27 protein-coding genes and 1 tRNA gene are annotated in these 25365 nt (G+C 65.9%); 13 read left to right on the top strand and 15 right to left on the bottom strand.

Going from position 1 to position 25365, the window contains the following annotated elements; translation table 11 throughout:
• Nucleotides 1-20: 20 nt before the first annotated feature.
• Both BA899_RS07165 and BA899_RS07160 read right to left on the bottom strand, forming a co-directional pair.
• A complete protein-coding gene (locus tag BA899_RS07165) occupies nucleotides 21-1016 on the bottom strand; it encodes a serine/threonine protein kinase (RefSeq protein ID WP_235013322.1) in 996 nt (331 codons plus the stop codon).
• On the bottom strand, nucleotides 1009-1893 hold the full coding sequence (locus tag BA899_RS07160; RefSeq protein ID WP_159300181.1) for a PHP domain-containing protein: 885 nt from the start codon (nucleotides 1891-1893) through the stop codon (nucleotides 1009-1011). The genes BA899_RS07165 and BA899_RS07160 overlap by 8 nt, the downstream gene beginning before the upstream one ends.
• Nucleotides 1894-1958: 65 nt before the next feature.
• Between BA899_RS07160 and BA899_RS07155 the strand changes: the two genes are divergently transcribed.
• Nucleotides 1959-3155 carry an acetylornithine transaminase gene (locus BA899_RS07155; protein ID WP_159300217.1) on the top strand — a complete coding sequence of 399 codons (1197 nt, stop codon included), beginning with the start codon at nucleotides 1959-1961 and terminating at the stop codon, nucleotides 3153-3155.
• Nucleotides 3156-3173: 18 nt separating this feature from the next.
• Entirely contained in the window at nucleotides 3174-4076 is a 903-nt protein-coding gene (gene argF / locus BA899_RS07150) for an ornithine carbamoyltransferase (protein ID WP_144348076.1), read from the top strand.
• On the opposite strand, the gene phoU is transcribed toward argF, so the two are convergent.
• The 7 genes from phoU to phoB all read right to left on the bottom strand — a co-directional run bounded on the left by phoU (nucleotide 4073) and on the right by phoB (nucleotide 11327).
• The gene (gene phoU, locus BA899_RS07145; RefSeq protein WP_069134130.1) at nucleotides 4073-4795 is read right to left on the bottom strand and encodes a phosphate signaling complex protein PhoU; all 723 of its coding nucleotides are present in this window, start codon (nucleotides 4793-4795) and stop codon (nucleotides 4073-4075) included. The genes argF and phoU overlap by 4 nt on opposite strands.
• Before the next feature lie 23 nt (nucleotides 4796-4818).
• Nucleotides 4819-5622: a phosphate ABC transporter ATP-binding protein PstB gene (gene pstB, locus BA899_RS07140; protein ID WP_110882984.1), complete on the bottom strand. Its 804-nt coding sequence runs from the start codon at nucleotides 5620-5622 to the stop codon at nucleotides 4819-4821.
• A gap of 65 nt (nucleotides 5623-5687) precedes the next feature.
• A complete protein-coding gene (pstA, locus tag BA899_RS07135) occupies nucleotides 5688-6857 on the bottom strand; it encodes a phosphate ABC transporter permease PstA (protein ID WP_159300180.1) in 1170 nt (389 codons plus the stop codon).
• A 15-nt stretch (nucleotides 6858-6872) separates the two neighbouring features.
• Entirely contained in the window at nucleotides 6873-8120 is a 1248-nt protein-coding gene (gene pstC, locus BA899_RS07130; protein ID WP_200833076.1) for a phosphate ABC transporter permease subunit PstC, read from the bottom strand.
• A gap of 111 nt (nucleotides 8121-8231) precedes the next feature.
• Nucleotides 8232-9248, bottom strand: a complete 1017-nt coding sequence (locus BA899_RS07125; RefSeq protein ID WP_159300179.1) for a substrate-binding domain-containing protein — start codon at nucleotides 9246-9248, stop codon at nucleotides 8232-8234.
• Nucleotides 9249-9314: 66 nt separating this feature from the next.
• Entirely contained in the window at nucleotides 9315-10631 is a 1317-nt protein-coding gene (gene phoR / locus BA899_RS07120) for a phosphate regulon sensor histidine kinase PhoR (RefSeq protein WP_159300178.1), read from the bottom strand.
• 12 nt (nucleotides 10632-10643) lie between these two features.
• Nucleotides 10644-11327, bottom strand: a complete 684-nt coding sequence (gene phoB, locus BA899_RS07115) for a phosphate regulon transcriptional regulator PhoB (RefSeq protein WP_083217688.1) — start codon at nucleotides 11325-11327, stop codon at nucleotides 10644-10646.
• A gap of 122 nt (nucleotides 11328-11449) precedes the next feature.
• Here phoB and BA899_RS07110 point away from each other — a divergent pair, with 122 nt between their 5' ends.
• The 10 genes from BA899_RS07110 to BA899_RS07065 are packed head-to-tail and all read left to right on the top strand — an operon-like array spanning nucleotide 11450 to nucleotide 18853.
• Nucleotides 11450-11932, top strand: coding sequence for a Na+/H+ antiporter subunit E (locus tag BA899_RS07110; RefSeq protein ID WP_159300177.1), 483 nt, complete (start codon nucleotides 11450-11452; stop codon nucleotides 11930-11932).
• A complete protein-coding gene (locus tag BA899_RS07105; RefSeq protein WP_069134124.1) occupies nucleotides 11929-12216 on the top strand; it encodes a monovalent cation/H+ antiporter complex subunit F in 288 nt (95 codons plus the stop codon). Before BA899_RS07110 ends, BA899_RS07105 begins: the two co-directional genes overlap by 4 nt.
• A complete protein-coding gene (mnhG, locus tag BA899_RS07100; protein WP_159300176.1) occupies nucleotides 12209-12553 on the top strand; it encodes a monovalent cation/H(+) antiporter subunit G in 345 nt (114 codons plus the stop codon). Before BA899_RS07105 ends, mnhG begins: the two co-directional genes overlap by 8 nt.
• A 17-nt stretch (nucleotides 12554-12570) precedes the next feature.
• Complete coding sequence (locus BA899_RS07095; RefSeq protein ID WP_235013320.1) at nucleotides 12571-13092, top strand: DUF4040 domain-containing protein; 522 nt, start codon at nucleotides 12571-12573, stop codon at nucleotides 13090-13092.
• Nucleotides 13089-13565, top strand: coding sequence for a Na(+)/H(+) antiporter subunit B (locus tag BA899_RS07090; RefSeq protein WP_144348068.1), 477 nt, complete (start codon nucleotides 13089-13091; stop codon nucleotides 13563-13565). The genes BA899_RS07095 and BA899_RS07090 overlap by 4 nt, the downstream gene beginning before the upstream one ends.
• On the top strand, nucleotides 13562-13921 hold the full coding sequence (locus BA899_RS07085) for a cation:proton antiporter subunit C (protein WP_110882980.1): 360 nt from the start codon (nucleotides 13562-13564) through the stop codon (nucleotides 13919-13921). The genes BA899_RS07090 and BA899_RS07085 overlap by 4 nt, the downstream gene beginning before the upstream one ends.
• Complete coding sequence (locus BA899_RS07080) at nucleotides 13918-15402, top strand: monovalent cation/H+ antiporter subunit D family protein (protein ID WP_144348067.1); 1485 nt, start codon at nucleotides 13918-13920, stop codon at nucleotides 15400-15402. The genes BA899_RS07085 and BA899_RS07080 overlap by 4 nt, the downstream gene beginning before the upstream one ends.
• A complete protein-coding gene (locus BA899_RS07075; protein WP_144348066.1) occupies nucleotides 15399-16853 on the top strand; it encodes a proton-conducting transporter membrane subunit in 1455 nt (484 codons plus the stop codon). Before BA899_RS07080 ends, BA899_RS07075 begins: the two co-directional genes overlap by 4 nt.
• Before the next feature lie 19 nt (nucleotides 16854-16872).
• Nucleotides 16873-17178: a hypothetical protein gene (locus tag BA899_RS07070; protein WP_159300175.1), complete on the top strand. Its 306-nt coding sequence runs from the start codon at nucleotides 16873-16875 to the stop codon at nucleotides 17176-17178.
• Nucleotides 17171-18853, top strand: coding sequence for a Na(+)/H(+) antiporter subunit D (locus BA899_RS07065; RefSeq protein WP_159300174.1), 1683 nt, complete (start codon nucleotides 17171-17173; stop codon nucleotides 18851-18853). The genes BA899_RS07070 and BA899_RS07065 overlap by 8 nt, the downstream gene beginning before the upstream one ends.
• A gap of 16 nt (nucleotides 18854-18869) precedes the next feature.
• On the opposite strand, the gene BA899_RS07060 is transcribed toward BA899_RS07065, so the two are convergent.
• Nucleotides 18870-18945: transfer RNA gene (locus tag BA899_RS07060), tRNA-Thr, on the bottom strand.
• Nucleotides 18946-18988: 43 nt separating this feature from the next.
• Nucleotides 18989-19462 carry a prepilin-type N-terminal cleavage/methylation domain-containing protein gene (locus BA899_RS07055; protein ID WP_110882975.1) on the bottom strand — a complete coding sequence of 158 codons (474 nt, stop codon included), beginning with the start codon at nucleotides 19460-19462 and terminating at the stop codon, nucleotides 18989-18991.
• Between the two features lie 91 nt (nucleotides 19463-19553).
• On the opposite strand from BA899_RS07055, the gene BA899_RS07050 reads away from it, so the two are divergent.
• Nucleotides 19554-20075 carry a GspH/FimT family protein gene (locus BA899_RS07050; RefSeq protein ID WP_159300173.1) on the top strand — a complete coding sequence of 174 codons (522 nt, stop codon included), beginning with the start codon at nucleotides 19554-19556 and terminating at the stop codon, nucleotides 20073-20075.
• Here the strand turns inward: BA899_RS07050 and ispH are convergent, their stop codons facing one another.
• Genes ispH through ribF form a run of 4 tightly spaced genes read right to left on the bottom strand, consistent with a single transcriptional unit; the run spans nucleotide 20076 to nucleotide 25358 of the window.
• Complete coding sequence (ispH, locus tag BA899_RS07045) at nucleotides 20076-21059, bottom strand: 4-hydroxy-3-methylbut-2-enyl diphosphate reductase (RefSeq protein WP_159300172.1); 984 nt, start codon at nucleotides 21057-21059, stop codon at nucleotides 20076-20078.
• Between the two features lie 42 nt (nucleotides 21060-21101).
• The gene (lspA, locus tag BA899_RS07040) at nucleotides 21102-21581 is read right to left on the bottom strand and encodes a signal peptidase II (protein WP_110882972.1); all 480 of its coding nucleotides are present in this window, start codon (nucleotides 21579-21581) and stop codon (nucleotides 21102-21104) included.
• Nucleotides 21581-24400, bottom strand: coding sequence for an isoleucine--tRNA ligase (gene ileS / locus BA899_RS07035; protein WP_200833075.1), 2820 nt, complete (start codon nucleotides 24398-24400; stop codon nucleotides 21581-21583). Before ileS ends, lspA begins: the two co-directional genes overlap by 1 nt.
• A gap of 4 nt (nucleotides 24401-24404) precedes the next feature.
• A complete protein-coding gene (ribF, locus tag BA899_RS07030) occupies nucleotides 24405-25358 on the bottom strand; it encodes a bifunctional riboflavin kinase/FAD synthetase (RefSeq protein WP_110882970.1) in 954 nt (317 codons plus the stop codon).
• Between the last annotated feature and the right edge of the window lie 7 nt (nucleotides 25359-25365).

The following is a 25365-nucleotide window of genomic DNA, read 5'->3' as shown; positions in this document are numbered from 1 at the left end:
GCCGGTTGAAATCGTCGCCATCATACCGCCAGCGGCGGCGTCTGCATCGCGCTCAGCTGCTCGCGCAGCGCCAGCACATGCTCGTCCCAGTAACGCTCGCTGCCAAACCACGGAAAGGCCGCCGGAAACGCCGGATCATGCCAGCGCCGTGCCAGCCAGGCGGCATAATTCATCATCCGCAGGGTGCGCAGCGCTTCGAGCAGGTGCAGCTCACGGGGGTCGAATTCGCGGAACTGCTCGTAGCCGGCCACCAGGTCACTGAGCTGCAGCGTTCGCTCGGCACGCTCGCCGCTGAGCAGCATCCACAGATCCTGGATGGCCGGCCCGGTGCGACAGTCGTCCAGATCCACCAGATGCGGGCCAGCCTGCGTCCAGAGGATGTTACCCGGATGGAAATCGCCGTGCAGACGGACAGCCGCACTCTGTCCGGCCCGCGCCCAGGCCTCGTCAATGGCGCTCAACAGCTCATCGGTCACCGCGCGATAGGCCCCCGCCAGCGCTGCCGGTATCCAGCCGGCCTCCAGCAGCCAGTCGCGGCTCTGTCGACCCATGACATCCGGATCAAGCAGCGGCCGGTGGGCGAATTCGGCGGCTTCACCGACCGTGTGCAGACGCCCCAGCAGCCGACCCAGCCATTCCCGGGTGGCCGCCTGGTCGAGCTCGGGCGCATGCCCGCCGCGACGCGGGTAGAGGGCGAAACGAAACCCCGCGGCATGGTGGAGGGTGTGACCGTCGAGGCTGATGGGCGGCACGATCGGGATATCGTGTCCGGCCAGTTGCCGGGCGAAGGCGTGTTCCTCGATGATCGACCCATCACTCCAGCGCCCGGGCCGATAGACCTTGAGAATCAGCGGTGTCCCGTCCTCGACGCCGAGCTGATAGACCCGGTTTTCATAGCTATTAAGGGCGAGCAGACGGCCATCCGCCTGCACGCCGGCGGCCTCGACCATATCCAGGATCAGCGCCGGCTGCAGGGCGGCAAATGGGTGATCGAGCGGTCCGGATTCTTCAGCCACTGACAGACTCGGCCGGTGTTTCACGGAAACGTTCCCAGACCGCGGGGATATCCGGTGGGAGGGGCGCCAGACGCCCGATCTCGATCCACGGGAAGTCGGGATCATGAAAATCCGAACCCTTTGACCCCGTCAGACCAAAGCGTCGTGCCAGCGCGGCGGCGGCCACGTGGTCATCCCGCCCGCCGCCACCGTTGGCCACCTCGATGGATTGCCCACCGGCGCCGACAAACGCCTGAATGGCGGCACGCAGGGCACCCCGCGAGAGGCCGTAGCGCAGCGGATGGGCGAACACGGCGATCCCCCCGGCGGCGTGTATCCAGGCCACCACCTCTTCGATTCGAGCCCATTCAACGGCGGCATAACCCGGCCGCCCGCGCTTCAGGTAGCGCTCGAAAGCGGCCTGGACCGTGGGCACCGTACCCTGCTCGACCAGGGCCCGGGCGAAGTGCGCCCGCCCCGGCACCCCCTGGGCCAATCGCTCGAGACGCTCGGTGATATCGCTGATGCCCGCCCGGGTGAGCCGCTCGGCGATGCGCACGGCACGCTGACGGCGCTCGATCTGCTGCCTGGCCACGCCCTCGAGCAGTATCGGGGTCGTGATATCAATGTCCAGGCCAACGATATGCACCACACCCCGTGCCCAGCGCGCCGAGAGCTCGATACCCGGTATGCAGTCGATGCCGCATTGTGCGGCCGCCGCCTGCGCCTCGGGGAGGCCCTCGAGGGTGTCATGGTCGGTGAGTGCCATCAGCCGGACGCCCTGATCCGCGGCCCGCTGGACCACCGCCGTGGGCGACAGACGGCCATCCGAAGCGGTACTGTGCATATGCAGATCAATACGGCTGGCGGACTTCGACGCCTTGCTTGTGGCCTTCATGCCCCCATCCTATAATGAAACGCTCGGCAGCCGTAGGCTGCCGTTTGTTTTTGGAGGTCATGACGATGACAACTGCCCTGATGCCCACGTACAAGCGCCTGCCGGTGGCGTTCCAGCGCGGTGACGGCGCCTGGCTGGAGGACACCGAAGGCCACTGGTACCTGGATGCGCTCTCGGGCATCGCCGTATGCGGCCTCGGGCATGCCCACCCGGCGGTGGCCGCTGCGGTTGCCGATCAGGCGGGCACCCTCGTGCACACCTCCAATCTCTACGAGGTGCCGCATCAGACCCGACTTGGCGAGCGGCTCTGTCAGCTCAGCGGTCTGGATCAGGTGTTTTTCGCCAACAGCGGCGCCGAGGCCAACGAGGCGGCCATCAAGCTGGCACGGCTGCATGGGCATCACCGCGGCATTGAAGCCCCCGAGATCATTGTCGCCGACAATGCCTTTCACGGGCGCACCCTGGGCGCGTTGACGGCCACCGGCAACCGCAGCGCGCAGACCGGCTTCGGCCCTCTGCCGACCGGGTTCGTGCGCGCCCCGTATAACGACAGTGCGGCCATCGAGGCGGTGGCCAGCGAGCGCACCGTTGCGGTGTTCGTCGAACCCGTCCAGGGCGAGGGCGGCATCGTGGTGCCCGACGCCGATTATCTGCCGGCCCTGCGGCGACTCTGCGATCAGCGGGGATGGCTGCTGATGCTCGACGAGGTGCAGTCAGGCGTGGGCCGGACCGGCGCGTGGTTTGCCCACCAGCACGCGGGGATCCGTCCCGATGTCGTCACCCTGGCCAAGGCCCTTGCCAACGGCGTCCCCATCGGCGCCTGCCTGGCCGGTGGCCCGGCCAGCGGTGTGCTGGGGCCGGGCAGCCATGGCACCACCTTTGGCGGTAACCCGTTGTCGAGCCGTGCCGCGCTGGCGGTGATCGAGACCATCGAGCGGGACGGGCTACTCGATCGGGCGGCGGTTGTCGGCGAGCGCATTCTGCGCGGACTGCGCGACGGCCTGACCGGGGTCCGCGGCGTTCATGACATCCGTGGCCAGGGGCTCATGATCGGTGTCGAGCTGGAGGGTCCCTGTCCCTCATTGGTGCCGCAGGCGCTCGACGCCGGCGTCCTGATCAACGTAACGGCGGGCCGCGTGGTGCGGCTACTGCCACCACTGACCTTCACTGACGAGCAGGCCGACCGGCTGGTCGATACCCTGACGCCATTGATCCAGCAGACCGCGGAAGCCCTCGCCGATCCGTCGGCGGCGCTCGCCTGAGTCTGACAGGGGAATCCCATGCCACCGCGCCACTTTCTCACCCTCGCCGACATTGATGCCGAAACCCTCGAGACCCTGCTGCGGCGGGCCGCCGAGCTGCGCGCGCTGCACCACGACGGCAGCCTGCATGAGCCCCTTCGCGGGCGGGTGCTGGGCATGATCTTTGAGAAGTCGTCGACACGCACCCGCGTCTCCTTCGAGGCTGGCATGGCTCAGCTGGGCGGCAGCGCGCTGTTCCTGTCGCCGCGGGACACCCAGCTCGGCCGCGGCGAGCCCATCGAGGACACCGCCCGGGTGCTCTCCGGCATGGTCGATGCGGTGATGATCCGCACCTTCGATCACTCCACCGTCGAGCGCTTTGCCGGCGCCTCCCGCGTGCCCGTGATCAATGGCCTGACCGATGATCACCACCCCTGCCAGCTGCTCGCCGATCTGCAGACCTGGCAGGCACATCGGGGCGAGCTTCAGGGGCGGACCGTGGCGTGGATGGGTGATGGCAACAACATGTGCCGCTCGTGGATGCAGGCCGCGGAAATGATGGATTTCCGGCTTGCCATCGGGGCGCCGTCGGCCTATGCCCCGGAAGACCTGGCCGATTACCCCAACAGCCGCCACGAGACCGACCCGCAGGCGGCGGTGGAGGGCGCCGACCTGGTGGTCACCGACGTCTGGGCGAGCATGGGGATGGAGGACGAACGTCAGACCCGACTTGAGGACTTTGCCGCCTATCAGGTCAATGAAGCGCTGATGGCGGCGGCCGGCGAGCAGGCGCTTTTCATGCACTGCCTGCCTGCCCACCGTGGCGAGGAAGTGACCGCCGATGTCATCGACGGCCCCCGGAGTGTGGTCTGGGAAGAGGCGGAAAACCGCCTCCACGCCCAGAAGGCCCTGCTGGAGTGGCTGGTGACCCCGCGCCGTTAGCGGCGGTCGCCGGTGGCCTCCTCGGCCATCTGCTCAAAACTGATGTGGCGGACATCCTTGCCGCGCACGAAGTAGATCACGTATTCGCAGATGTTCCGGGACCGGTCACCGATCCGCTCCAGCGAGCGGGTCGCCCAGACGATATCCAGAACCGGCGGCACCGACTTGGGATTGTCCTCGAGGTGTTTCACCAGGTTGCGGATGATCGAGTCGTACTGCGCGTCCGCCTTGATGTCCTCCTGGGCCACGCGCACCGCCTGCTCCGAGTCCATGCGCGCGAAGGCGTCCAGCGCGCCACGCAGAATGCCCTTGATCTGCTCGCCCAGGGCGGCGATTTCGGCCATTGGACTGCGGCGCCGATCCTCGTCGAGCAAATGCAGCGCCATCCGCCCCACCCGCTCGGCCTCGTCGCCGATGCGCTCGAGGTCGGTGATGGCCTTGATGACCGCCATGATCAGGCGCAGGTCACTGGCGGTGGGCTGGCGACGCGCGAGAATGTGGGTGCAGGCCTCGTCCAGCTCGACCTCCATGGCATTGATCTTATAATCGGACGTCACCACCTGTTCGCCCTTTTCCTGATCGCCATTCACCAGGGCATCGAGAGCCGCCTCGAGCTGCTGCTCGACCAGGCCGCCCATGGTCATGACCCGGGTGACGATACGCTCGAGGTCCTCGTTGTACTGCTGCGAGATATGCTGAGTGAACGTCTTTTTATCCATGCTTGCTGCCGCTCCCTGCCGGCTCAGCCGAACCGGCCGGTGATGTAGTCTTCGGTCCGCTGTTCCGCCGGGTTGGTGAACAGCGTATCCGTGTCGTTCACCTCGACAATCTGACCCATGTGGAAAAACGCGGTGTATCCGGCCACTCGGGCGGCCTGCTGCAGGTTATGGGTGACGATGACAATGGTGTAGTTGTCCTTGAGCTCGTGGATCAGCTCCTCCACCGTTGCCGTTGCCAGCGGATCGAGGGCCGATGCCGGCTCGTCCATGAGGATGACCTCGGGGTTGACGGCGATGGCCCGGGCGATACACAGCCGCTGCTGCTGGCCGCCCGACAGCTCGGTCCCGGGTGTGTCCAGACGGTCCGCGACTTCGTTCCAGAGGCCCGCCCGCTTGAGCGATGATTCGACCAGGTCGTCCAGCTCCGACCGGGAGGTCCCGGTCCCGTGGAGCCGTGGCGCATAGGCGATGTTCTCGTAGATGCTCTTCGGGAAGGGATTGGGCTTCTGGAAGACCATGCCCACGAAGGTCCGCAGCTGGACCACATCGACGCTCGGGTCGTAGATGTCTTCGCCGTCGAGCGCCACGCCACCCTTGATGTGGACCTGAGGGATCAGGTCATTCATTCGGTTGAGACAGCGCAGGAAAGTCGACTTGCCGCAGCCCGACGGACCAATCAGGGCCGTGACCTCCTGGGCCGGCATGTTCAGGTTGATGCCATGCAGGGCCTGGGTGTCGCCATACCACAGATTGAGATCGGTGGCGCTCATTTTCGCCAGTCCCGACTCATTGCGTGTTGGTGTGGTGGTTGCCTCGGTTTCCGGCATCGTTACTCCCGCCCTGGCAGCGGCATTTTGCTTGACTTCAGTTTCCATGAATTCCTCACCCGTCGCTACCAGCGACGTTCGAACTTGCGCCGCAGAAGCACGGCGGTGGCGTTGAGTGTCAGTAGAATCGCCAGAAGCACCATGATCCCGGCTGCGGTCTTTTCGCTGAAGGCCTGGCGGGGCTCGCCCGCCCAGGTGAAGATCTGGGCCGGCAGCACCGTCGCCGAGTCGAAGATGCTCGACGGTGCCTCCGGAATGTAAGCGATCATGCCCACGATGATCAGCGGCGCGGTTTCACCCATGGCCTGCGCCAGCCCGATGATGGTGCCGGTAAGGATGCCCGGGAGTGACAGCGGCAGGACGTGGTCACGCACTACCTGCCAGCGCGAACAGCCCATCGCGAAGGCGCCCAGCCGGATCGGATCCGGTACCGAGCGCAGCGCCGCCCGGGTGCTGATGATGATGATCGGCAGAGTCATCAACCCCAGCGTGAGTCCACCGACCAGTGCCGATGATCGCGGCACGCCGAGGGTATTGATGAACACCGCCAGGCCAAGCAGGCCGAAGATGATCGACGGCACCGCCGCCAGGTTGTTGATATTGACTTCAATCGCCTGGGTCAGCTTGTTATCCGGCGCGAATTCCTCGAGGTAAATGGCCGACATGACCCCGATTGGAAAGGCGAACACCAGCGTCACGGCCAATACCAGGATCGAGCCGACCGCCGCGGAGAATATGCCCGCCAGTTCCGGGAGTTTGGAGTCACCACTGGTGAAGAAGGCCCAGTTGAACGTCGTGCGCATCACACCTTCGGCGAGCAGCGCGTCCACCTGACGGGCCAGCGCTGGTTCGAGCTCATCCTCGCCCTTGACGTACTGGTCGATGGTGCTTTTGACCGGCACCCACGCCTCGCGCGTGATCCCGGCCCGCTCCGGGTTGTTGCGGATCTCCAGGGGGATGCCGCGGACCGCACCCCGCGAGACGATATCCCGGAGGTCCTCGGCGATCGCGAATCGGCCAATGCGCTCGGCGCGCTCGTTGTAGTCCAGCGTCACCTTGATCTCGGTCCGCCAGAACGCCCCGTATCCCTGGCCGATGATATCGGTGAAAAACGCGATGATGATCCCGAACGCCACAAACAGTGCGGCGATGGAATAACCCTTGAACCGTGCTTCCCGCCGGTAGCGCGCCCGGATCAGCGGGTCATTGGCAGAGCCAGTCAGTCGTCGTTGCATGATCAGGCGTCCCGTTCAGTCGTATTTCTGTTTGAATCGGCGCACGAGATAGGTCGAGACAAGATTCAGCAGCAGGGTCACGGTAAAGAGCACAAGCCCCAGTGCGAACGCGGACAGCGTCTGGGGGCTGTCAAAGGCAAGATCACCCGTGAGCGAGTAGACGATGTTCACCGTCACTGTGGTCATGTCCTCCAGCGGGTTCCAGGTCAGATTGGGCCGCACGCCGGCCGCCATGACAACGATCATCGTCTCGCCCAGCGCCCGCGAGACGCCCAGCAGAAACGCCGAGATCACACCCGGCAGCGCCGCCGGAAGGATCACCTTCTTGATCGTCTCGGAATGGGTCGTGCCCAGTGCGTAGGCGCCCTCGCGCAGACTCTGCGGAATGCTGTTGATCACATCGTCGGACAGCGATGAGATGAATGGAATGATCATGATGCCCATCACGATGCCGGGCGAGAGGATATTGCTGTATGACGCATCCAGGCCGAAGAACGCGGCGATGTCGACGATAATGGGGGTCACGGTGATAGCGGCAAAGAAGCCGTAGACGACGGTCGGGATGCCGGCGAGGATCTCCAGGACCGGCTTCGCGAGGCCGCGCTGCCGCGGCGTTGCGTACTCGGACATGAAGATCGCCGACAGCAGCCCGATCGGCAGAGCCGTTGCCATGGCGATGCCCGTGACCATGAACGTGCCGGCAAACAATGGCACGGAGCCGAAGAAAGAGCTCCCTTCGGAAACCTCATCGCCACGGCCAGCCGCCTCAAGGAAGGTATCACCCGGCGACCAGACGGTGCCGGTCACGAACTCCCAGACACTGACTTCGCGGAAAAAACGCATCGCCTCGAACACGATCGACAGAACAATAGCGATGGTTGTGAAGATGGAAATAAGCGCGGCGCTCAGCAGCAGCCAGCGGATTGTACGGTCGAGCGCGTTACGCGCCCGCAGTTCCGGGCGGATCGCCCGCAGTCCAAGACTGAGCCCCACGGCCCCTGCCGCCAGCGATACCATCAGGACCACTTCGTTGGCGGGTGCGATGACGCCAGTCACGCTGAGCAGGGCCATTCCCAGGGCAAAACCGAGCGCCGGCAGGCCCATCCAGACGACCGGGTACCAGCCATATTGCTGCGGTCGGGAATGCATACTGATGCCACTGGCCATGGCCGCCAGCGCCTTACCCCGTCCCCATCGAAAACCGATCAGGCCGAGTCCGGCAATCGCCGCCATTAACAGAAGCGTAGTCGTCGCAATGCTCAAGGCGACCCCCCAGGATTCACTGTTTGCTCAGACCATAAAGGCCGCCACCCCCAACGGAAGTGGCGACCCATCACGTCAGCGACTCATCGTATTATCGAGTCGCTCTGGAGGTTACCCCTCGAGGTCGCTGCGCTGCAGATCAACCCGGTTGTCGACCCGATCACGCCACTCGGCGCTCTGCGCGGACGGCAGGGGGATCAGGCCCTCTTCGACCAGCAGACCATCCTCGCCGATCATGATGTCATCCATGAACAGGCTGACGTACTGGTCGATACCCGGGATCACACCCTCGTGGGCATCCTTGATGTAGAACCAGAGGCTGCGGGCGACCGGATAGTCTTCCTGCGAGATCGTCTCGGTGGTCGGCTCGACCCCGTCGACGGTGGCCGCATCCAGCGTGTCCTCGTTCTCGACCAGGAAGCTGTAGCCAAACACACCAATCGCGTCCGTGTTCTCCTGGATCCGCTGGACGATCAGGTTATCATTCTCGCCCGAGTCGACGTAGACACCGTCCGCACGGATATCGGTGTACTCCGCCGGGAAGCCGGCCCCTTCGGCGGTCTCTTCCATGACCAGCTCTTCGAAGGCGTCGCGGGTGCCGGAGGTCGTCGGCGGGCCGAGGATCTCGATCTCGCGATCAGGCAGGCTGGAGTCGATCTCACTCCAGTTGGTGTAGGGATTGTCGACCATCTCCCCGTCCTGCGGGACCTGGGCGGCAACCGCCATCAGGATCTGCTCACGGGTCAGGGCCAGCGGATCGTTCTCATCGCTCTGGGCGAGGACGATGCCGTCGGAGCCGATCAGCGCCTCGGTGATCTCAGTGACGCCGTTTTCCTGGCAGCGATCGAACTCGCTCGGCTTCATGCGGCGCGAGGCGTTGGTGATATCCGGCGTACCGACACCGACGCCCTCACAGAACAGGCGCAGACCGCCACCCGAGCCGGTCGACTCGATGACCGGCGTGGGGAAGTTGGTCGTCGCACCGAACTCCTCGACAACATAGCTGGCAAAGGGATAGACCGTGCTCGAACCGACGATCCGGATCTGCTCACGCTCCTGCGCGCTCGCCAGAGTCGTCACGCCGACCGTGGCCGCCAGGGCCAGTGCACTCGTTTTCCAAATCTGCATGAGGTTACTCCTCGTTGATGCTTCGGTTGTGGACTGTGAGGAGCGTAGCCACCCTTTGTGACAGGATCATGAAACCGTCGCATCGGGTGCCGGGCTGACCCGCGAGGCAATCGGGAAAAGCGCCGTGAAGGTACTCCCCACGCCCATCTCACTGGTGATCTCAAGCCGGGCGCCGTGGCGCGAGAGCACGTGCTTGACGATGGCGAGCCCCAGCCCCGTGCCGCCATCACGCGCCGCACGACCGGCGTCCACGCGATAAAACCGTTCGGTGAGCCGCGGGATATGGTGGGCGGGAATACCGCGCCCCGTGTCCGCGACCGCCAAGCAGGCCGCCCCCTCAGCGACAAACCAGCGCACGTCGATCCGGCCCCCGGCGGCGGTGTATTTCACGGCATTCGACAGCAGGTTGGAGAGCGCGCTGCGGATCTCGTCCTCATCCCCCTCAATGCTCAGCGACTCATCCGCTGTCACACTGATGCCATGTTGGCCGCCGCTGAGCGCCCGGGCCTCTTCCACCGCCTCGTCCAGCAGCCGCGGCATGTCCAGGGCGGCGCGATCCACCACCGGGCGCTCGGTCTCGAGCCGCGAGAGCAGCAGCAGATCATCCACCAGCCGCGTCATGCGCCCGATCTGCTGATCCATCAACGCCAGCGGCCGCTGTAGATCCTCGGCGTCCAGCGACTCCATCTCACCGAGCTGTTCCGACATTCCCTGCAATACGGTCAGCGGCGTGCGCAGCTCATGACTGACGTTACCGACAAAATCCCGCCGCATGGTCTCCAGCCGATGCAGCTCCGAGACATCGCGCGCGAGCAGCATCTGCTGATGGTCGCCGTAGGGGACGATCCGGATCTCGAGCGTGCGGCGCGGATCCTGCGGCGAAGGGATCTTGACCGCTGCGGTCCAGTCCCGAGCCGTCAGATACGCGGCAAAGTCGGGATGCCGGATCAGGTTGGCAATGCGCTGGCCACGGTCCAGGGGCCATTGCAGACCCAGATACCGCGACGCCAGGCGATTCCACCACTGCATCTCGCCCGCTGCCGAGAGCACGATGGTGCCGTCGGGCATGGCATTGGCGCCCTCGCGAAACCGTCGCAACAGGCCCACCAGACGCAGCCGCCGGGCGCGCTGCCGGTTCTGCTGGCGATCGAGGCCATCCAGCACATGCCCCCACAGCCCTCGACCACGAGGCGGATGGCGGCGTCGCGATGTCCGCAGCCAGCGCTCCAGACGATAGACCTGCACCAGTTGATGGACCAGCAGCGCCGCGCCCGCCAGCAGCACCAGCCATGGGACGCCGGTGGCAAGCCCGAAGACCGCCAGAAACGCCCCCCCGGCCACGGTGCGGAACACCACGGCCGGCCACGGGTTGCTCATCAACATGGGCGGATCCGTTCAGTCGGCGGAAAAACGATAGCCCGCGCCGCGGACGGTCTGCAGCAGGTCATGATGCCCGGAGGGCTCGAGGGCCTTGCGCAGGCGGCGGATGTGGACGTCAACGGTGCGCTCCTCGACATAGACGTTCGTTCCCCAGACATTATCGAGAAGCTGCGCACGGTTGAACACACGATCGGGATGGGTCATGAAAAAGTGCAGCAACCTGAACTCGGTCGGCCCCATTTCGAGGGCACGACCGGTCCCGGTCACCCGATGGCTGACCGGGTCGAGCCGCAGATCGCGGGCCTCCACCGGCGACTCGTTGGCGGTGGGCTGGACCCGTCGCAGCACCGCCTTCACCCGCGCCACCAGCTCACGCGGGGAAAACGGCTTGGGTACGTAGTCATCCGCACCGGCATCCAGCCCCCTGATCCGATCCGCCTCTTCGCCCCGCGCGGTCAGCACGATTATCGGGATATCCCGGGTGGCGCGGTCGCGTTTGAGCCGACGGGCGAAGTCGATGCCGCTCTGCCCCGGTAACATCCAGTCGAGAAGCAGCAGGTCGGGCTGACTGAGCCGGATGGCCGCCTCGCCGTCCTCGGCGGATTCGGCGTGCCGCACCCGATAGCCGGCCCGCTCCAGAGCCATCGCCACCATTTCGCGGATGGCCGATTCGTCCTCTACCAGCAGAATACTCGCCAAGACTGATCCCCCTACCCTTGGTTGCGCCCCAGTATAATGACATTCAGATTGCGACTCTGTGACAGCGTGCGGTCACCCTGACCGGCTGGCAGCGGCGGGGCGACATTGATACATTCCACGCCATGCGCTACTACCTCTCGCTGGCCTTGATGCTGGCAATCCTCTGGCTGGGCCTGTCCGGTGTCTACAAGCCGCTGCTGTTCGGGCTGGGGGCGGCCTCGGTGGCACTCGTGGTATGGCTGACCGAGCGCATGGAAGTCCTGGGCGCCGAGCACGATCCGGCGACACTGTCCTGGCGGCTGCTGGTCTACTGGGCCTGGCTCGTGGGTCAGGTGATTCTCTCCAACATCGCCGTGGCGCGGGCGGTACTCGACCCGCGGCGCATCCAGCCCACGCTGATCGAGGTACCGGTCCGCCAGCACACCAACGTGGGGCGCGTGACCTACGCCAACTCCATCACCCTGACCCCGGGGACCGTGACCACCTGGCTGGCCAGTGACAGCGACCGCGCCCAGGTCCACGCGCTGCTCGCGGACGCCGTCGAGGGGCTTGAGACCGACGCCATGGGACGTCGCGTGCAGTGGCTCGAGGGCAAGCCCCGATGACGAACGTCCTGCTCGCCACGATCCTCGCGATCTTCACCACCATGGCGCTGGCGCTGTGGCGGGCCATCCGCGGGCCATCGGTGTTCGACACCATCGTCGGCGTCAATGTCTTTGGCACGAAAACGGTGCTGCTGATCGCGCTCATCGCCTATTTCTCGGGCAACAACGACCTGGTGGACGTGGCGCTGGTCTACGCGCTGATCAACTTCCTGGCCGTCATCGCAGTGCTCAAGCTGGTCCGCCAGCGCGATCTGGCCGCCAGCCGCGAGCCATCCGATGATTGAGCCACTGATCACCCTCATTTCGGCCGGGATGCTGCTGACCGGCGGCGCCTTCGCGGTGATAGGCGGCATCGGCGTGGTCCGATTCCCGGATATCTACACCCGACTGCATGCCGGCGGCGTCACCGATACCATCGCACCGCTGCTGATCGTGGGGGGGCTGGTGCTCCAGTCCGGCTGGCACCAACTGAGCTTCAAGCTACTGCTGATCCTGCTGTTTCTGCTGTTCACCACACCCACGGCCTCGCACGCCACGGCACGGGCGGCCATGGCGGCCGGCATCGAACCGGTCACGCGGGATCGGCGCCGTGCATCGGGAGAATCGTCATCGAACACCTGATCGACATCACCCTGCTGGTGTTGCTCATCGTGGTCGCGGTCACCGTGGTGGTCACCCGGGATCTGCTCAAGGCGACCATGCTGTTCGCCATCTACTCGCTGACCATCGCCGGGCTGTTCGCCACCCTCGACGCGGGTGATGTGGCGCTCACCGAAGCGGCGGTGGGTGCGGGCATCAGCACCGTGCTCATTCTCGCGGTGCTTGCCCTCGTCCCCCGCTACGAGCATCGACGGACCGGCCACAGCCTGCCGGCGCTCGCGATCGTCACGCTGACCGGCGCCGCGCTGATCTATGCCTCGTTCGACCTTCCCGCCTTCGGCCAGCCCGGCAACCCGGTCCATCAGCACCTGGGGCCTTATTTCATCGACCAGACCTATGCGGACATCGGGATTCCCAACCTTGTGGCGGCGGTGCTGGCCAGTTACCGGTCCATCGACACCATGGGCGAGGCGGTGGTCATCCTCACCGCCGGCATCGTGGTCTATGCCCTGCTCTCGCCGCCGCCCCGGAAACGCCGGCGGGAAGAGGATGAACGATGAGAGACAACGCCATCCTGGTCGTCGTGGCCCGCTTTCTCATCCCGCTGGTCATGCTATTCGGTCTGTACGTCCAGTTTCACGGCGAATATTCCCCGGGGGGCGGGTTCCAGGCCGGTGTGCTGTTCGCCTCGGCCTGGATCCTGTTCGTGTTCATCTACGGGCTCGAGACCGGTCTGCGCGTGATTCCGCAACGGGTGATCTACGCCCTCGCCTCGCTGGGGGTGCTGCTCTACGCCCTGATCGGGGTGCTGGGCGTCGTACTGGGCGGCCGCTTTCTCGATTTCTATCCGCTGCTCGATGCGCCCAAGGCGGCGCAGCAGACCGGGATCATCCTCGTCGAGTTCGGCGTTGGCGTCACCGTGGCCGCGGTGGTGATGTTGATCTTCCTGCTGTTCGCCCGCCGCCGCGCCGATACGCTGGCCGCCGGCCTCGATCCCGATGCCACGGATGATGTCACGGTGGACGGGGAATGACGCTGCTGAGCTTCATCAACTACTGGGCGGTGATCGTGCTGATGATGACCGGCTATTACTGCATGATCACGCGCGGCAACATGATCAAGAAAGTCATCGGTCTGGGGATTTTCCAGACTTCGGTGTTCATCCTGTTCATCTCCGCGGGCAAGGTCATCGGCGGCGCGACCCCGGTGCTGCGCGAGGGCGTGGAGCGCTACTCCAACCCCCTGCCCCACGTGCTGATCCTGACCGCCATCGTGGTGGGTATCGCCACCACCGCCGTCGCCCTGGCGCTGACCGTGCGCATTCGCGAGGCCTACGGCAGCATCGACGATGACGCCATCGACGCGGCCGAGGAGGACGACCGCGTATGAGCTCGATCACCGAGCTGATGCCTTTCGTCGTTCTCATCCCGCTGATCGCCGGCCCGGTCTGCGCCCTGCTGCCCGGTCGCGGCCTGCCATGGGTGCTGGCGACTCTCGCCATGACCACGGCGTTCATCCTGGCCGCCATGGTTCTGGCGGCGGTTTTTGATGGCGGCACGCTGAGCTACGCGTTCGGCGACTGGGCCCCGCCGGTGGGGATCGAATACCGGGTGGATGCCGCCAACGCGTTCGTCGCACTGCTCATTACCGGCGTGTCGGCGATCCTTCTGCCGTGGGGCAAGCCATTGGTGGATGCCGAGGTGCCTGAGCGGCAGGGCAGTTTCTATGCGCTCGTGCTCATCGCCCTGGCGGGGCTGCTCGGCATCACGCTCACCGGTGATGTCTTCAACGTCTTCGTATTCCTCGAGATTTCGTCGCTGGCGACCTACGGTCTGATCGCCCACGGCCGCGACCGCCGCGCCCTGATCGCCGCCTTCCGCTACCTGATCATGGGCACGGTGGGTGCCACTTTCCTGCTCATCGGGATCGCCGTGCTCTACATCCTCACCGGTACGCTCAACATGGTGGATATCGCTGAGCGACTGCCGGTGACGGAGGGCGCCCGGGCGCTCCAGGTGGGACTGGGCTTCGTCGTGGTGGGTCTCGCCATCAAGCTGGCGCTGTTCCCGCTGCATCACTGGCTGCCCAATGCCTACACCTACGCGCCATCACTGATCAGTGCCCTGATCGCCGCCACCGCGACCAAGGTGGCGCTCTATGTGATGCTGCGGTTCATCTTCGACGTCTTCGGCGCCGCCTACAGCTTTGCCGCGCTGCCGCTGGCGGCGGGGTTGATGTCGCTTGCCATCGGCAGCATGTTCGCCGGCTCGTGGCTGGCGATCATGCAGCGCAACCTCAAGCGCATGCTGGCCTACTCGTCGATCGCGCAGGTCGGCTACATGGTCCTGGGCGTCAGCCTGACCACGCTTGCCGGGCTGAGCGCCGCGTTTCTGCATCTTTTCAACCATGGCCTGATGAAGGCGGCCCTGTTCGCCAGCGCCGGGCTCATCGCCTACCGCTGCGGCGGCCTGGCGATGAGTGACCTGCGAGGCATCGGCCGGCAGATGCCCTGGACCCTGACCGCGTTTGCACTCGCGGGGGTCAGCCTGGTGGGGCTGCCGCCGACGGCGGGGTTCATCAGCAAGTGGTATCTGCTCAGCGCCGCCGTGGAGGCCGACCAGCTCTGGCTTGTCGGGCTGATCCTCATCACCTCGCTGATGGCGCTGATCTACATCGCGCGGGTGGTGGAAATCGCCTGGATGCAGCCCCGCCCCGAGGATGCCCCCACCGTGCAGGAGGCGCACTGGACACTGCTGCTGCCGGTCTGGGTGCTGGTCGCAGCGAACTTCTGGTTTGGCATCGATACCCGCCTGACCGTGGGGGGCGCCACCCGGGCGGCCCAGGCGCTGGCGGGCGGAGTGTGGTCATGACACCGTTTCTGGCGGTCCTGATCCCGTTCCTCGGCGCCGCCGCGATCGGCCTTGCCGCCAACCGGCCCCGCCTGCGCGACGGCCTGTGCTTTGCCCTGCCGGTGCCGCTGTTCCTGACCGTGGTCGGGGTGCTCATCCGGCGGGTCGGCGGCGACGATGCCATGGAGCAGACCCTGGTGGACTGGATCCCCGGCGTGTCCATCACCCTGTCGGCCCAGCCCCTCGGGCTGATCTTCGCGCTGCTCGCCTCGACGCTCTATATCGTCGCCACGCCCTACGCGATCGGTTATCTGCGCGCGGGCGGCTACCACCACCTGACCCGGTTCATGGCCTGCTACGCGATCGCGCTGGGCGCCACCATGGGCATCGCGTTCGCCGAGAACCTGCTCACGCTGTACCTGTTCTACGAGATCCTGTCGATTTCCACCTATCCCCTGGTGGCGCATACCGGCACTGAAAAGGCCCGCAGCGGGGCGCGGACCTATCTGGCGCTGCTGCTGGTGACGAGCATCGGACTGATGCTGCCGGCGATCATCTGGATCGGGGCCTCGGTCGGCACGCTCAGCTTCACCACCGGCGGCATCCTCGACGACTCGGTATCACCGGGTGCGGGCGCGCTGCTGCTGGTGGTGCTGCTCTACGGCATTGGCAAGGCGGCGATCATGCCCTTCCACCGCTGGCTGCCGGCGGCCATGGTGGCACCGACGCCAGTTTCCGCCCTGCTGCATGCCGTGGCGGTGGTCAAGGCGGGCGTGTTCAGCGTGCTCACCGTCGTGCTTTATATCTTCGGGCTGGACTATACGCAGTCGCTGCTGACCCAGCCGTTGATGCTGTACATCGCCGTATTCACCATGCTGGCCGCCTCCCTCGTGGCGCTTCGGCAGGACAATCTCAAGGCGCGGCTGGCCTACTCCACCGTCAGCCAGCTGGCCTACATCGTCACCGGTGCCCTGCTGGCCACCGAGCTGGCGGCGATCGGTGGCGGGCTGCACATGCTGATGCACGGCTTTGGCAAGATCACCCTGTTTTTCTGTGCCGGTGCGATCTATGTGGCCAGTGGGATCAACACGGTCTCCGGTATGGACGGCCTCGCCCGCCGCATGCCCCTGACCATGCTGGCCTTTTTCATCGGCGCACTATGTGTGATCGGATTGCCGCCCACGGGCGGCTTCTGGAGCAAGTGGTACCTCATCAGCGGTGCCTGGAGCACGCAGCAGTACCTGGTGGTGGGGGCGTTCGTGCTGAGCACACTGCTCAACATCGGCTACCTGATGCCGCCGGTGATGCGGGCGTTCCTGCGCCCGCCGCCCGATGACGAACCGGCACGCTACCGGGTGTCCGAGGCGCCGGCGCTGTGTCTTGTCCCACTGCTGGTGACCGCCGCCGGCACGCTGGTGCTGTTCATCCTCGCCGATCCCGCCTATCGACTGCTGGCCATGGGGATACCGTGATGACCGCAAGGAAGCGCGCATGAAAATGACGACTGCGACTGCCGCGATGATCGGTGCACTGGTCCGGCACGGCCGGCTGGTGCGGGGGACGATGATCGGCCTTATGGGTCTGTCGGTGCTGCTCGACGTGCTCAAGCCATCGCATTACAGCCGCTTTCCTTGGGACGGCATACCCGGCTTTACGGCCGTCTTCGCGTTTCTCGGGGCGCTGCTGTTGATTGGCGTGTACAAGGCCATCGGCTATGGCCTCGTCTATCGGCGCCCGGACTACTATGCCGAGCCGGACGACGACACCGATGATCACGGAGCGTCCGAACATGGGTGAGTGGCTGCATCCCGCGCTGCTGCTGATGCTGGGCGCCCTGCCCCTGGCGGTGCTCCAGGGGCGGCAGCGACAGGTCTGGCAGCTGGTCCTGCCACTGCTGGTGCTGGCGGCGGTGGTCGCGTTGCCCGCGGGGCTGACCATTCGCCTGGAGCTTGCCGGACTCGAGCTGGTGCCACTGCGGGTCGACAAGCTCAGTCTCGCCTTCGCCTACGTCTTCGCGCTGATCATTTTCATCGGCAACGTGTTCGCGCTCCAGGTCAACGATGGGGCCCAGCATGTGGCCGCGGCGTTCTATGCGGCATCCGGCCTGGGGGCGGTGTTCGCCGGCGATCTGATCACGCTCTACGTGTTCTGGGAAATCATGATGATCGCCTCGGTGTGGCTGATCTGGCGGCGTCGCCGCCAGGCCGCCTACGAGGCGGGGTTCCGCTACCTCATCATTCATGCCCTCGGGGGGATGCTGCTGCTCGCGGGCATCATCGCCTACTGGCTTCACACCGGCAGCCTCGCCTTCGAGGCGCTTGACGGCGGTGGCCCGGCCTTCTATCTGATTCTGGTGGCATTCCTGATCAATGCCGCGGCGCCGCCACTGCATGCCTGGCTGCCCGATGCCTATCCCGAGGCCACCGTCACCGGGACGGTGTTTCTCAGCGCCTTCACCACCAAGACGGCAGTCTATGTCCTGGCACGGGGCTTTCCGGGCACGGAGCTGCTGGTATGGCTGGGTGTCTTCATGACGCTCTACGGCGTGATCTATGCCTTTCTGGTCAACGACATCCGCCGGCTGCTGTCGTATCACATCATCAGCCAGGTGGGTTACATGGTCGCGGGTGTCGGGCTGGGCAGCGCGCTGGCCATCAGCGGCACGACCGCCCATGCCTTCACCCATATCCTCTACAAGGCGCTGCTGCTGATGGGCGCCGGGGCGGTCCTGCAGATGACCGGACGCAGCCGGCTGACCGAACTTGGCGGCCTCTACCGCACCATGCCGGTGACCTTTCTGCTCTATATGGTCGGCGGGCTGTCGATCTCGGCCTTCCCGCTGTTCAGCGGCTTCGTGAGCAAGACCATGATCATTGAAGCGGCCGCGGTGGAGGGACGCGGGGTGATCTTTCTGCTGATGACACTGGCGGGCGTTGGTACCTTCATGAGCACCACCCTGAAGCTGCCCTGGTACACCTTCATGGGCCAGGATTCGGGCCTGCGGCCGCCGGAGGCGCCCCTGAACATGCGCATCGCAATGGGAATCGCGGCGTTGCTCTGCTTTGTCATCGGCATCGCACCGGGGTGGCTGTACGCCATCCTGCCCTACCCGGTGGAGTATCAGGCGTATACCGCCGGTCATCTGATCAAGGAAATGCAGCTGCTGCTGTTCACCGGGCTGGGATTCTTCCTGCTGGTGGGCGTGCTCGGCGGCAAGAACAAGATCAGCCTCGATCTGGACTGGTTCTACCGCGTGCCCGGCAAGCGGGCGCTGGACCGCCTCGGTGGCGGGGTCCGCCGGGTTGATGCGGCGGCGCGGCAGGCGTTCATGGCACGCTTTCAGGCACTCGAGGGCTGGGCCACGCATCTGCGACTCAGCGGCTGGCCCCTGCGCAGCTGGCCGACCGGCTCCATGGCGCTCTGGACGGCGGTGGTCCTTGCCCTGCTGCTGGTCTTTGGCCTTGGGAGATGAGGTGCGGCGGGAAGACTGGTGCCGGCGCACGGATTTGAACCGCGGACCTACGCATTACGAATGCGTTGCTCTACCAACTGAGCTACGCCGGCAATCGGGGCATAATGGTAGACGAGGCGTGCGGTTCAGACAAGACTAGCGCCAGCAGCGCCGAACGCGATCCGCGGCGGTCTGGACCGCTCCCGCCAGGTCGGCCATCACGCCACGGCGGCCATCATCCCGCACCACCAGAGCCGCACACCCCGGGGCCTGAGCCCCATGTCCATCGGTGGCCCGCGGTCGGACCCGCAGCTGCCAGGCAACCGGGTCGGTGGTCATGCCACCCCAGGTCGGCTCGCCGGGGACACCGGCCTCAAAACGATAGCGATCCGACAGACGTAACCGGCAGGCCGCGTCCGAGCCGGCCACCGCAAAGCCGGCATAGTCCTTACCCTCCAGACGATGCCGGTCCAGCTGGCCGGCAAGCTCGAGCAGGCAGGCGCCGGCCTGGGTGGATTCAACCCGACTCATGGGCTGGAGGTACGCCGGCACGGCCGCCAGGGCGAGGATGGCCACGATCGCCAGGGCGATCAGCATCTCCAGCAGCGTGAATCCGTTCGAAGGGCGCATGCCTCCAAGCTGCCAGACTCCGACCAGCGGGCCTCGACGCAGCGGACCAGTGCGCTAGATTGGACGATCACCGGGGTCAAGGCGATCTTCAATGCCCGCACAGCACGGCCACACCCTGCTCGGACTTCTCGTCACGCTCGCGCTGGCGGCGGTGCTCGTCATGCTGAGTGCGCCGGGTTTCTCCGACCTGGCCCATAAGGCGCGGCTCGACAGCGCCACCGACCGCCTGCACGGGGCGGTCCGGCATGCCCGCCACGCGGCGGTGACACGCGGGCGGGCGGTGGTGATCGCCGCCACCGACAAGGCTTGGCACAAGGGCTGGATGATCTTTGTCGATGCCAACGGCGACGGCCGCCGCCAACCCGGCGAGGAGCGGCTTGCGACCGCGGCCGCTTTACCCACTTCCATCACCGCGGCCACCAATGCCGGCATTGGGGGAGCGCTGCACTACCAACCCAGTGGCGCCACCCGCCGTCCCGGTGGCAGCCTGCAGATGGGCACACTGTCGCTGTGTCAGCGCACGCCGACGGGCCGGCTGCGCGCGGCCCGGTCAATGATCGTCAATGCCGCCGGACGGGCCCGCATCGAGTCCGCCGCGGCATCGGCCTGCTAATCAGTCGACGACCGTCTTGATCTCGCCACGCTTGGGGATCGCCCGCAGCAGATCACGCGGCATTGAGAACACCACATCCTCGGTGTAGCTGCCGCTGGTGTCCGGGCGCTGTGCCCCCCAGTCCACCAGCTGATCGATGACCGCCTGCACCAATGATTCGGGGGCGGAGGCGCCGGCGGTCACGCCGATGCGGCCGGCATCGGCCACCCAGTCGCGCTCGAGTTCGACGGCGCGATCAATCTGGTGGGCGGGCACACCAAGGCGCTCGGAGAGCTCGGTGAGGCGCCGCGTGTTCGAGCTGTTGGTCGACCCCACGATCACCATCACGTCCACCTCGCCGGCCAATTCGCGAACGGCGTCCTGACGATTCTGGGTGGCGTAGCAGATGTCGTCCTTGCGCGGCGCCTCGATGCGCGGAAACCGCGTCTGAAGGGCCTCGATCACCGATGCCGTGTCATCCATGGACAGGGTGGTCTGGGTGACGAAGGCCAGATCATCCGGGTTCTTGACGGTCAGCGCGTGGGCGTCCGCCGGCGTCTCGACAAGATGGATGCCGCCCTGGTCGGCGCGCTCCCCGACGTACTGACCGATGGTGCCCTCCACCTCCGGGTGGCCATCATGACCGATCAGGATCACTTCACGGCCCTGCCGGGCGTGCTTGCGCACCTCCATATGCACCTTGGTCACCAGCGGACAGGTGGCATCGAACACGTGCAGGCCACGCTCCACCGCCTCGTCCCGGACCGACTGGGATACCCCGTGGGCCGAAAAGATCAGCGTCGACCCGGCGGGCACGCCATCCAGTTCCTCGACGAAGATCGCCCCCTTGTCCCGCAGGTCGTCGACCACCAGACGGTTATGCACCACTTCATGACGCACATAGATCGGCCGTCCGAACGCCTCCAGCGCCTGTTCGACGATACTGATGGCACGGTCGACGCCCGCGCAGAAGCCGCGGGGGTTGGCGAGTCTGATTTCCTGCATTGTGCGAGTCTCCCATGGCGGATCAGGTACGGCCCCGGCGACTCAGCGAGCGCGTCGCCAGTCCAGCCAGGCCGTGAGAAGGATCATCACGACGCCCACCGTAATCGCCGCGTCGGCCACGTTAAAAGCCGGCCAGTGCCAGCCACCGTAATGAACGTCGATAAAATCGATGACCGCGCCCAGCCGGACGCGGTCGATGAGGTTTCCCACGGCGCCGCCCAGTATCAGTCCCAGCCCCGCGGCCTCAAGGCGTCGCCCGCCCGCCAGGCTGCGCAGCCAGTGCAGCAGATACAGGCTGACGGCCACCGCCACCCCGATCAACAGCCAGCGCTGCCAGCCTGCGGCATCGGCCAGAAAGCTGAACGCCGCACCGGTATTGAAGGCGAGGGTCAGATTGACCAGGGGCAGCAGCGCTTCGGGCGTGTAGGGCGACAGGCTGTTGAAGGCCAGCCACTTACTGGCCTGGTCGACGACCAGCACCGTCAGACCGAGCAGTAACCCGAATCGCAGTCCGCTGCGCATCAGACGAACCGGCGTGTCTCACCGTCGCCGGCGATATTGCTGACACAGCGCGAGCAGATTGCCGGATAGTCCCGATCCTCTCCCACATCGGCGCGCCGGTGCCAGCAACGCTCGCACTTGTCATGCCCGCTTGCCTGGACGCTGAACAGAAACCGCGTCCCGTCGCCCAGATGCGCGGCCCGGGCCTGGTCATCCGCCTCGGATAGCGGATGCACCCGCGCCGCGGAGGTGATCAGGACAAAGCGCAGCTCATCACCCAGGGCCTGCCAGCGCGCCGCCAGCGGCTCAGGGCAGTACAGATCAACCTCGGCTTCAAGTGTCGCGCCCAGCTGCTGGTCGTTGCGCATGGCCTCGATCCGTTTGGCCACCGCGTCGCGCAGCGTCAGGACATCCTCCCAGAAAGCCCGGTTCATCAGCCCGTCGTCGAGCGGCGTCAGCCCCCCGTACCACTCGGCCTCCAGGACCGTCCCGGCATGCTCGCCGGGCAGATGCTCCCAGATTTCGTCGGCGGTGAAGGACAGCACCGGCATCAGCCAGCGGACCAGTGCCTCGGCGATATGCCACATGGCCGTCTGCGCGGAACGCCGCGGGAGACTGTCCGCCCCGGTGGTGTACTGGCGATCCTTGATGACATCCAGGTAGAAACCGCCCAGATCAAGCACGCAGAAATGGTGAACACGCTGGTAGAGCTGATGGAAGTCGAAGCGCTGGGCATCATCGATGATGGCCTCCTGCAGCTGCAGGGCGCGGTCGACCACCCAGCGGTCAAGGGCCAGCATCTGCCCGGGCGCGAGGGCATTGGCCGACGGTTCGAAGCCGTCCAGATTGGCCAGCAGGAAACGCGCCGTGTTGCGCAGCCGGCGATAGGCATCGGCGGTGCGTTTGAGGATATCGTCGGACACCGCGATCTCGCCGGTGTAATCCGACGAGGCCACCCAGAGTCGCAGGATATCCGCCCCCAGGGCGTTCATGACCGACTGGGGCGCGACGACGTTGCCCTTTGACTTGGACATCTTCCGGCCCTGCTCATCCACCGTGAAGCCGTGGGTGAGCACGGTCTTATACGGCGGCCTGCCGTCGATCATCATGCCGGTGAGCAGTGACGACTGGAACCAGCCGCGGTACTGGTCGCTGCCCTCCAGATAGAGGTCGGCCGGCCACTGCAGGTCATCCCGCCCGCGCAGCACCGTGGCGTGCGTGGTCCCGGAGTCGAACCAGACGTCGAGGATATCGGTGACCTTTTCGTAGCGCTCGGCCTCGTCACCGAGCAGCTCCCGGGCCTCGAGCTCGAACCAGGCATCGATCCCGTCCTGTTCCATGCGCTGCGCCACTGCCTCGATCAGGCGATCAGTCTGCGGATGCGGTTCACCCGTCTCGCGGTCGATGAAAAGCGCGATCGGCACTCCCCAGTTACGCTGTCGCGAGATGCACCACTCGGGCCGGTTGGCGATCATGGCGGCCATGCGCTCCTCGCCCCAGGCGGGATGCCAGTTCACCTGCGGCAGTGCGTCGAGGGTACGGGCACGGACCTGCGATGCCTCGAGGTTGAGAAACCACTGCGGGGTCGCGCGGAACAGGATCGGTGTCTTGTGCCGCCAGCAGTGCGGATAGCTGTGGGCATAGGGCTCGTGATGGGCAAGGGCCCCCGACACCTCGAGGCGCTCGACGATGCCGCGGTTGGCATCAAAAACGAACTGCCCGGCGAACTCGCCGCCGCGGAAGCGTCCGGCGTCGTCGATGGGGTTTTCCAGCGGCAGGTGGTAGGCCTGACCCACCTCGAAATCGTCGGCACCGTGGTCGGGCGCCGTATGAACCGCTCCGGTGCCGGCCTCGGTGGTGACGTGCTCGCCCATGATCAGCGGCACATGGCGGTCCAGGAATGGATGCACAAGGGTGAGTTCCTCGAGATGCTCGCCCCGGCAGCGTCCGACGATACCGAAATGCTCGATGCCATAACGGGCCAGCGCGGTCTCGTGCAGGGCCTCGGCCAGCAGCATGTACTCGCGGCCATGCTCGACGGACACCAGCACGTAGTCGAACTGCGGGTGCAGCGCCACCGCCTGATTGGCCGGGATCGTCCACGGTGTGGTGGTCCAGATCATGACTGAGACCGGCGCGTCGCCCACGTCGACACTGGCCCCACAGCGCCGCGCAAGCCCCTCGCCATCCAGCGCGCGGAACCGCACATCGACGGCGGGCGAGGTATGGGCCTCGTACTCGACTTCGGCCTCGGCCAGCGCCGAGCCGCAGTCCATGCACCAGTGCACGGGCTTGAAGCCGCGCTTGAGATGGCCATTCCGCACGATCTCGCCCAGCGCCCGCAGGATGTTCGCCTCGGTCCGGGGGGCCATGGTCAGATACGGGTTCTGCCAGTCGCCGAGCACGCCCAGGCGCTGGAAATCCTCGCTCTGCCCGGCGACCTGCTCGGTGGCGAACTCGCGGCAGGCATCGCGGAAAGCGCGCTCGCTGACCGCTTCGCCGGCCTTGCCGATGGTCTGCTCGACCTTATGCTCGATGGGCAGGCCATGGCAGTCCCAGCCCGGCACATAGACCGAATCGAAGCCATCCAGACTGCGGCTTTTGACGATCACATCCTTGAGGATCTTGTTGACGGCATGGCCGATATGAATGCTGCCATTGGCGTAGGGTGGCCCGTCATGCAGTACATAACGGGTCCGCCCGCGGCGCGCCTCGCGCAGACGCTCGTAGACGCCCTCCTCGCGCCAGCGCGCCAGGCGCCGGGGCTCGCTCTTGGCCAGGCCGGCGCGCATCGGGAATGCGGTCCTCGGAAGGTTGAGGGTGTCCTTGTAATCGCTCACGGATTCATCCTGCGCTGTTGGCTGTGAGATAACCGTGGTCCACGAACCACGTCCGGGCCGCGGCGACATCCGCGGCAATCTGTTCTTTCAGGGCGTCGAGGCCATCGAAGCGTTCTTCACCGCGTTGCCGGGTCAGGAACTCCACCTCAATGGGGCGACCGTAGAGATCGCCGGAGAAGTCCAGCAGATACGTCTCGAGCAGCGTCTCCACACCGTTGACGGTCGGGCGCGTGCCCAGGCTCGCGACCCCGGGGCGCGGTTCGCCCAGGCCATGAACCCGGACATTGAAAATGCCGCGCATCGGCGGCGGATGCGGCCCGAAGCGGATATTGGCCGTCGGCCAGCCCAGCTCCCGACCCAGCGCCTCGCCGTGGGCGACCCGCCCGGTGATGCGCAGGCGGTGGCCGAGCAGACGTTCGGCCGTGGCCAGATCACCCGCCTCGAGGGCTTCACGAACGCGGGTACTGCTGACCCGCGAATCGCCATCATGGACTGTGGGCATGCGCTCAAGCTCAAAGCCGAAGGCCTGCGCCGCCGAGCGGAGCATGCTGAAGTCGCCCCGGCGTCGATGACCGAAGCGGAAGTCATCACCCACCATGAGAAACCGCACGTCCAGGGCGTCGATCAGCAGTCGGCGCATGAAATCCTCCGCCGGCTCCCGGGCAAGGCGACGGTCAAAGCGCAGGCACAGGGTGCGCTCCACGCCCAGCGATTCGAGGATGCGCAGCTTGTCACGCAGGCGGGTGATGCGCCCCGGTGCCCGGTCGGGCGTGAAGAATTCGCGCGGCTGGGGCTCGAACAGGATGACGGTCGCCGGCCGCTGAAGCCGGCGGCCGGCCGCATGCAGGGCCTCGATCACCGCCTGATGGCCGCGATGGATGCCGTCGAAGGTACCGATGGTGGCCACACACGGCCGGTGCCGCTGCTCGAGGTTATGCGCGCCGCGGATGAGTTCCATGCTCTGT

Origin of the sequence: Spiribacter sp. SSL99 (genome assembly GCF_009805925.1) — a bacterium.
Lineage (GTDB): Bacteria > Pseudomonadota > Gammaproteobacteria > Nitrococcales > Nitrococcaceae > Spiribacter > Spiribacter roseus.
This window is presented reverse-complemented; position numbering and strand designations above follow the sequence as displayed.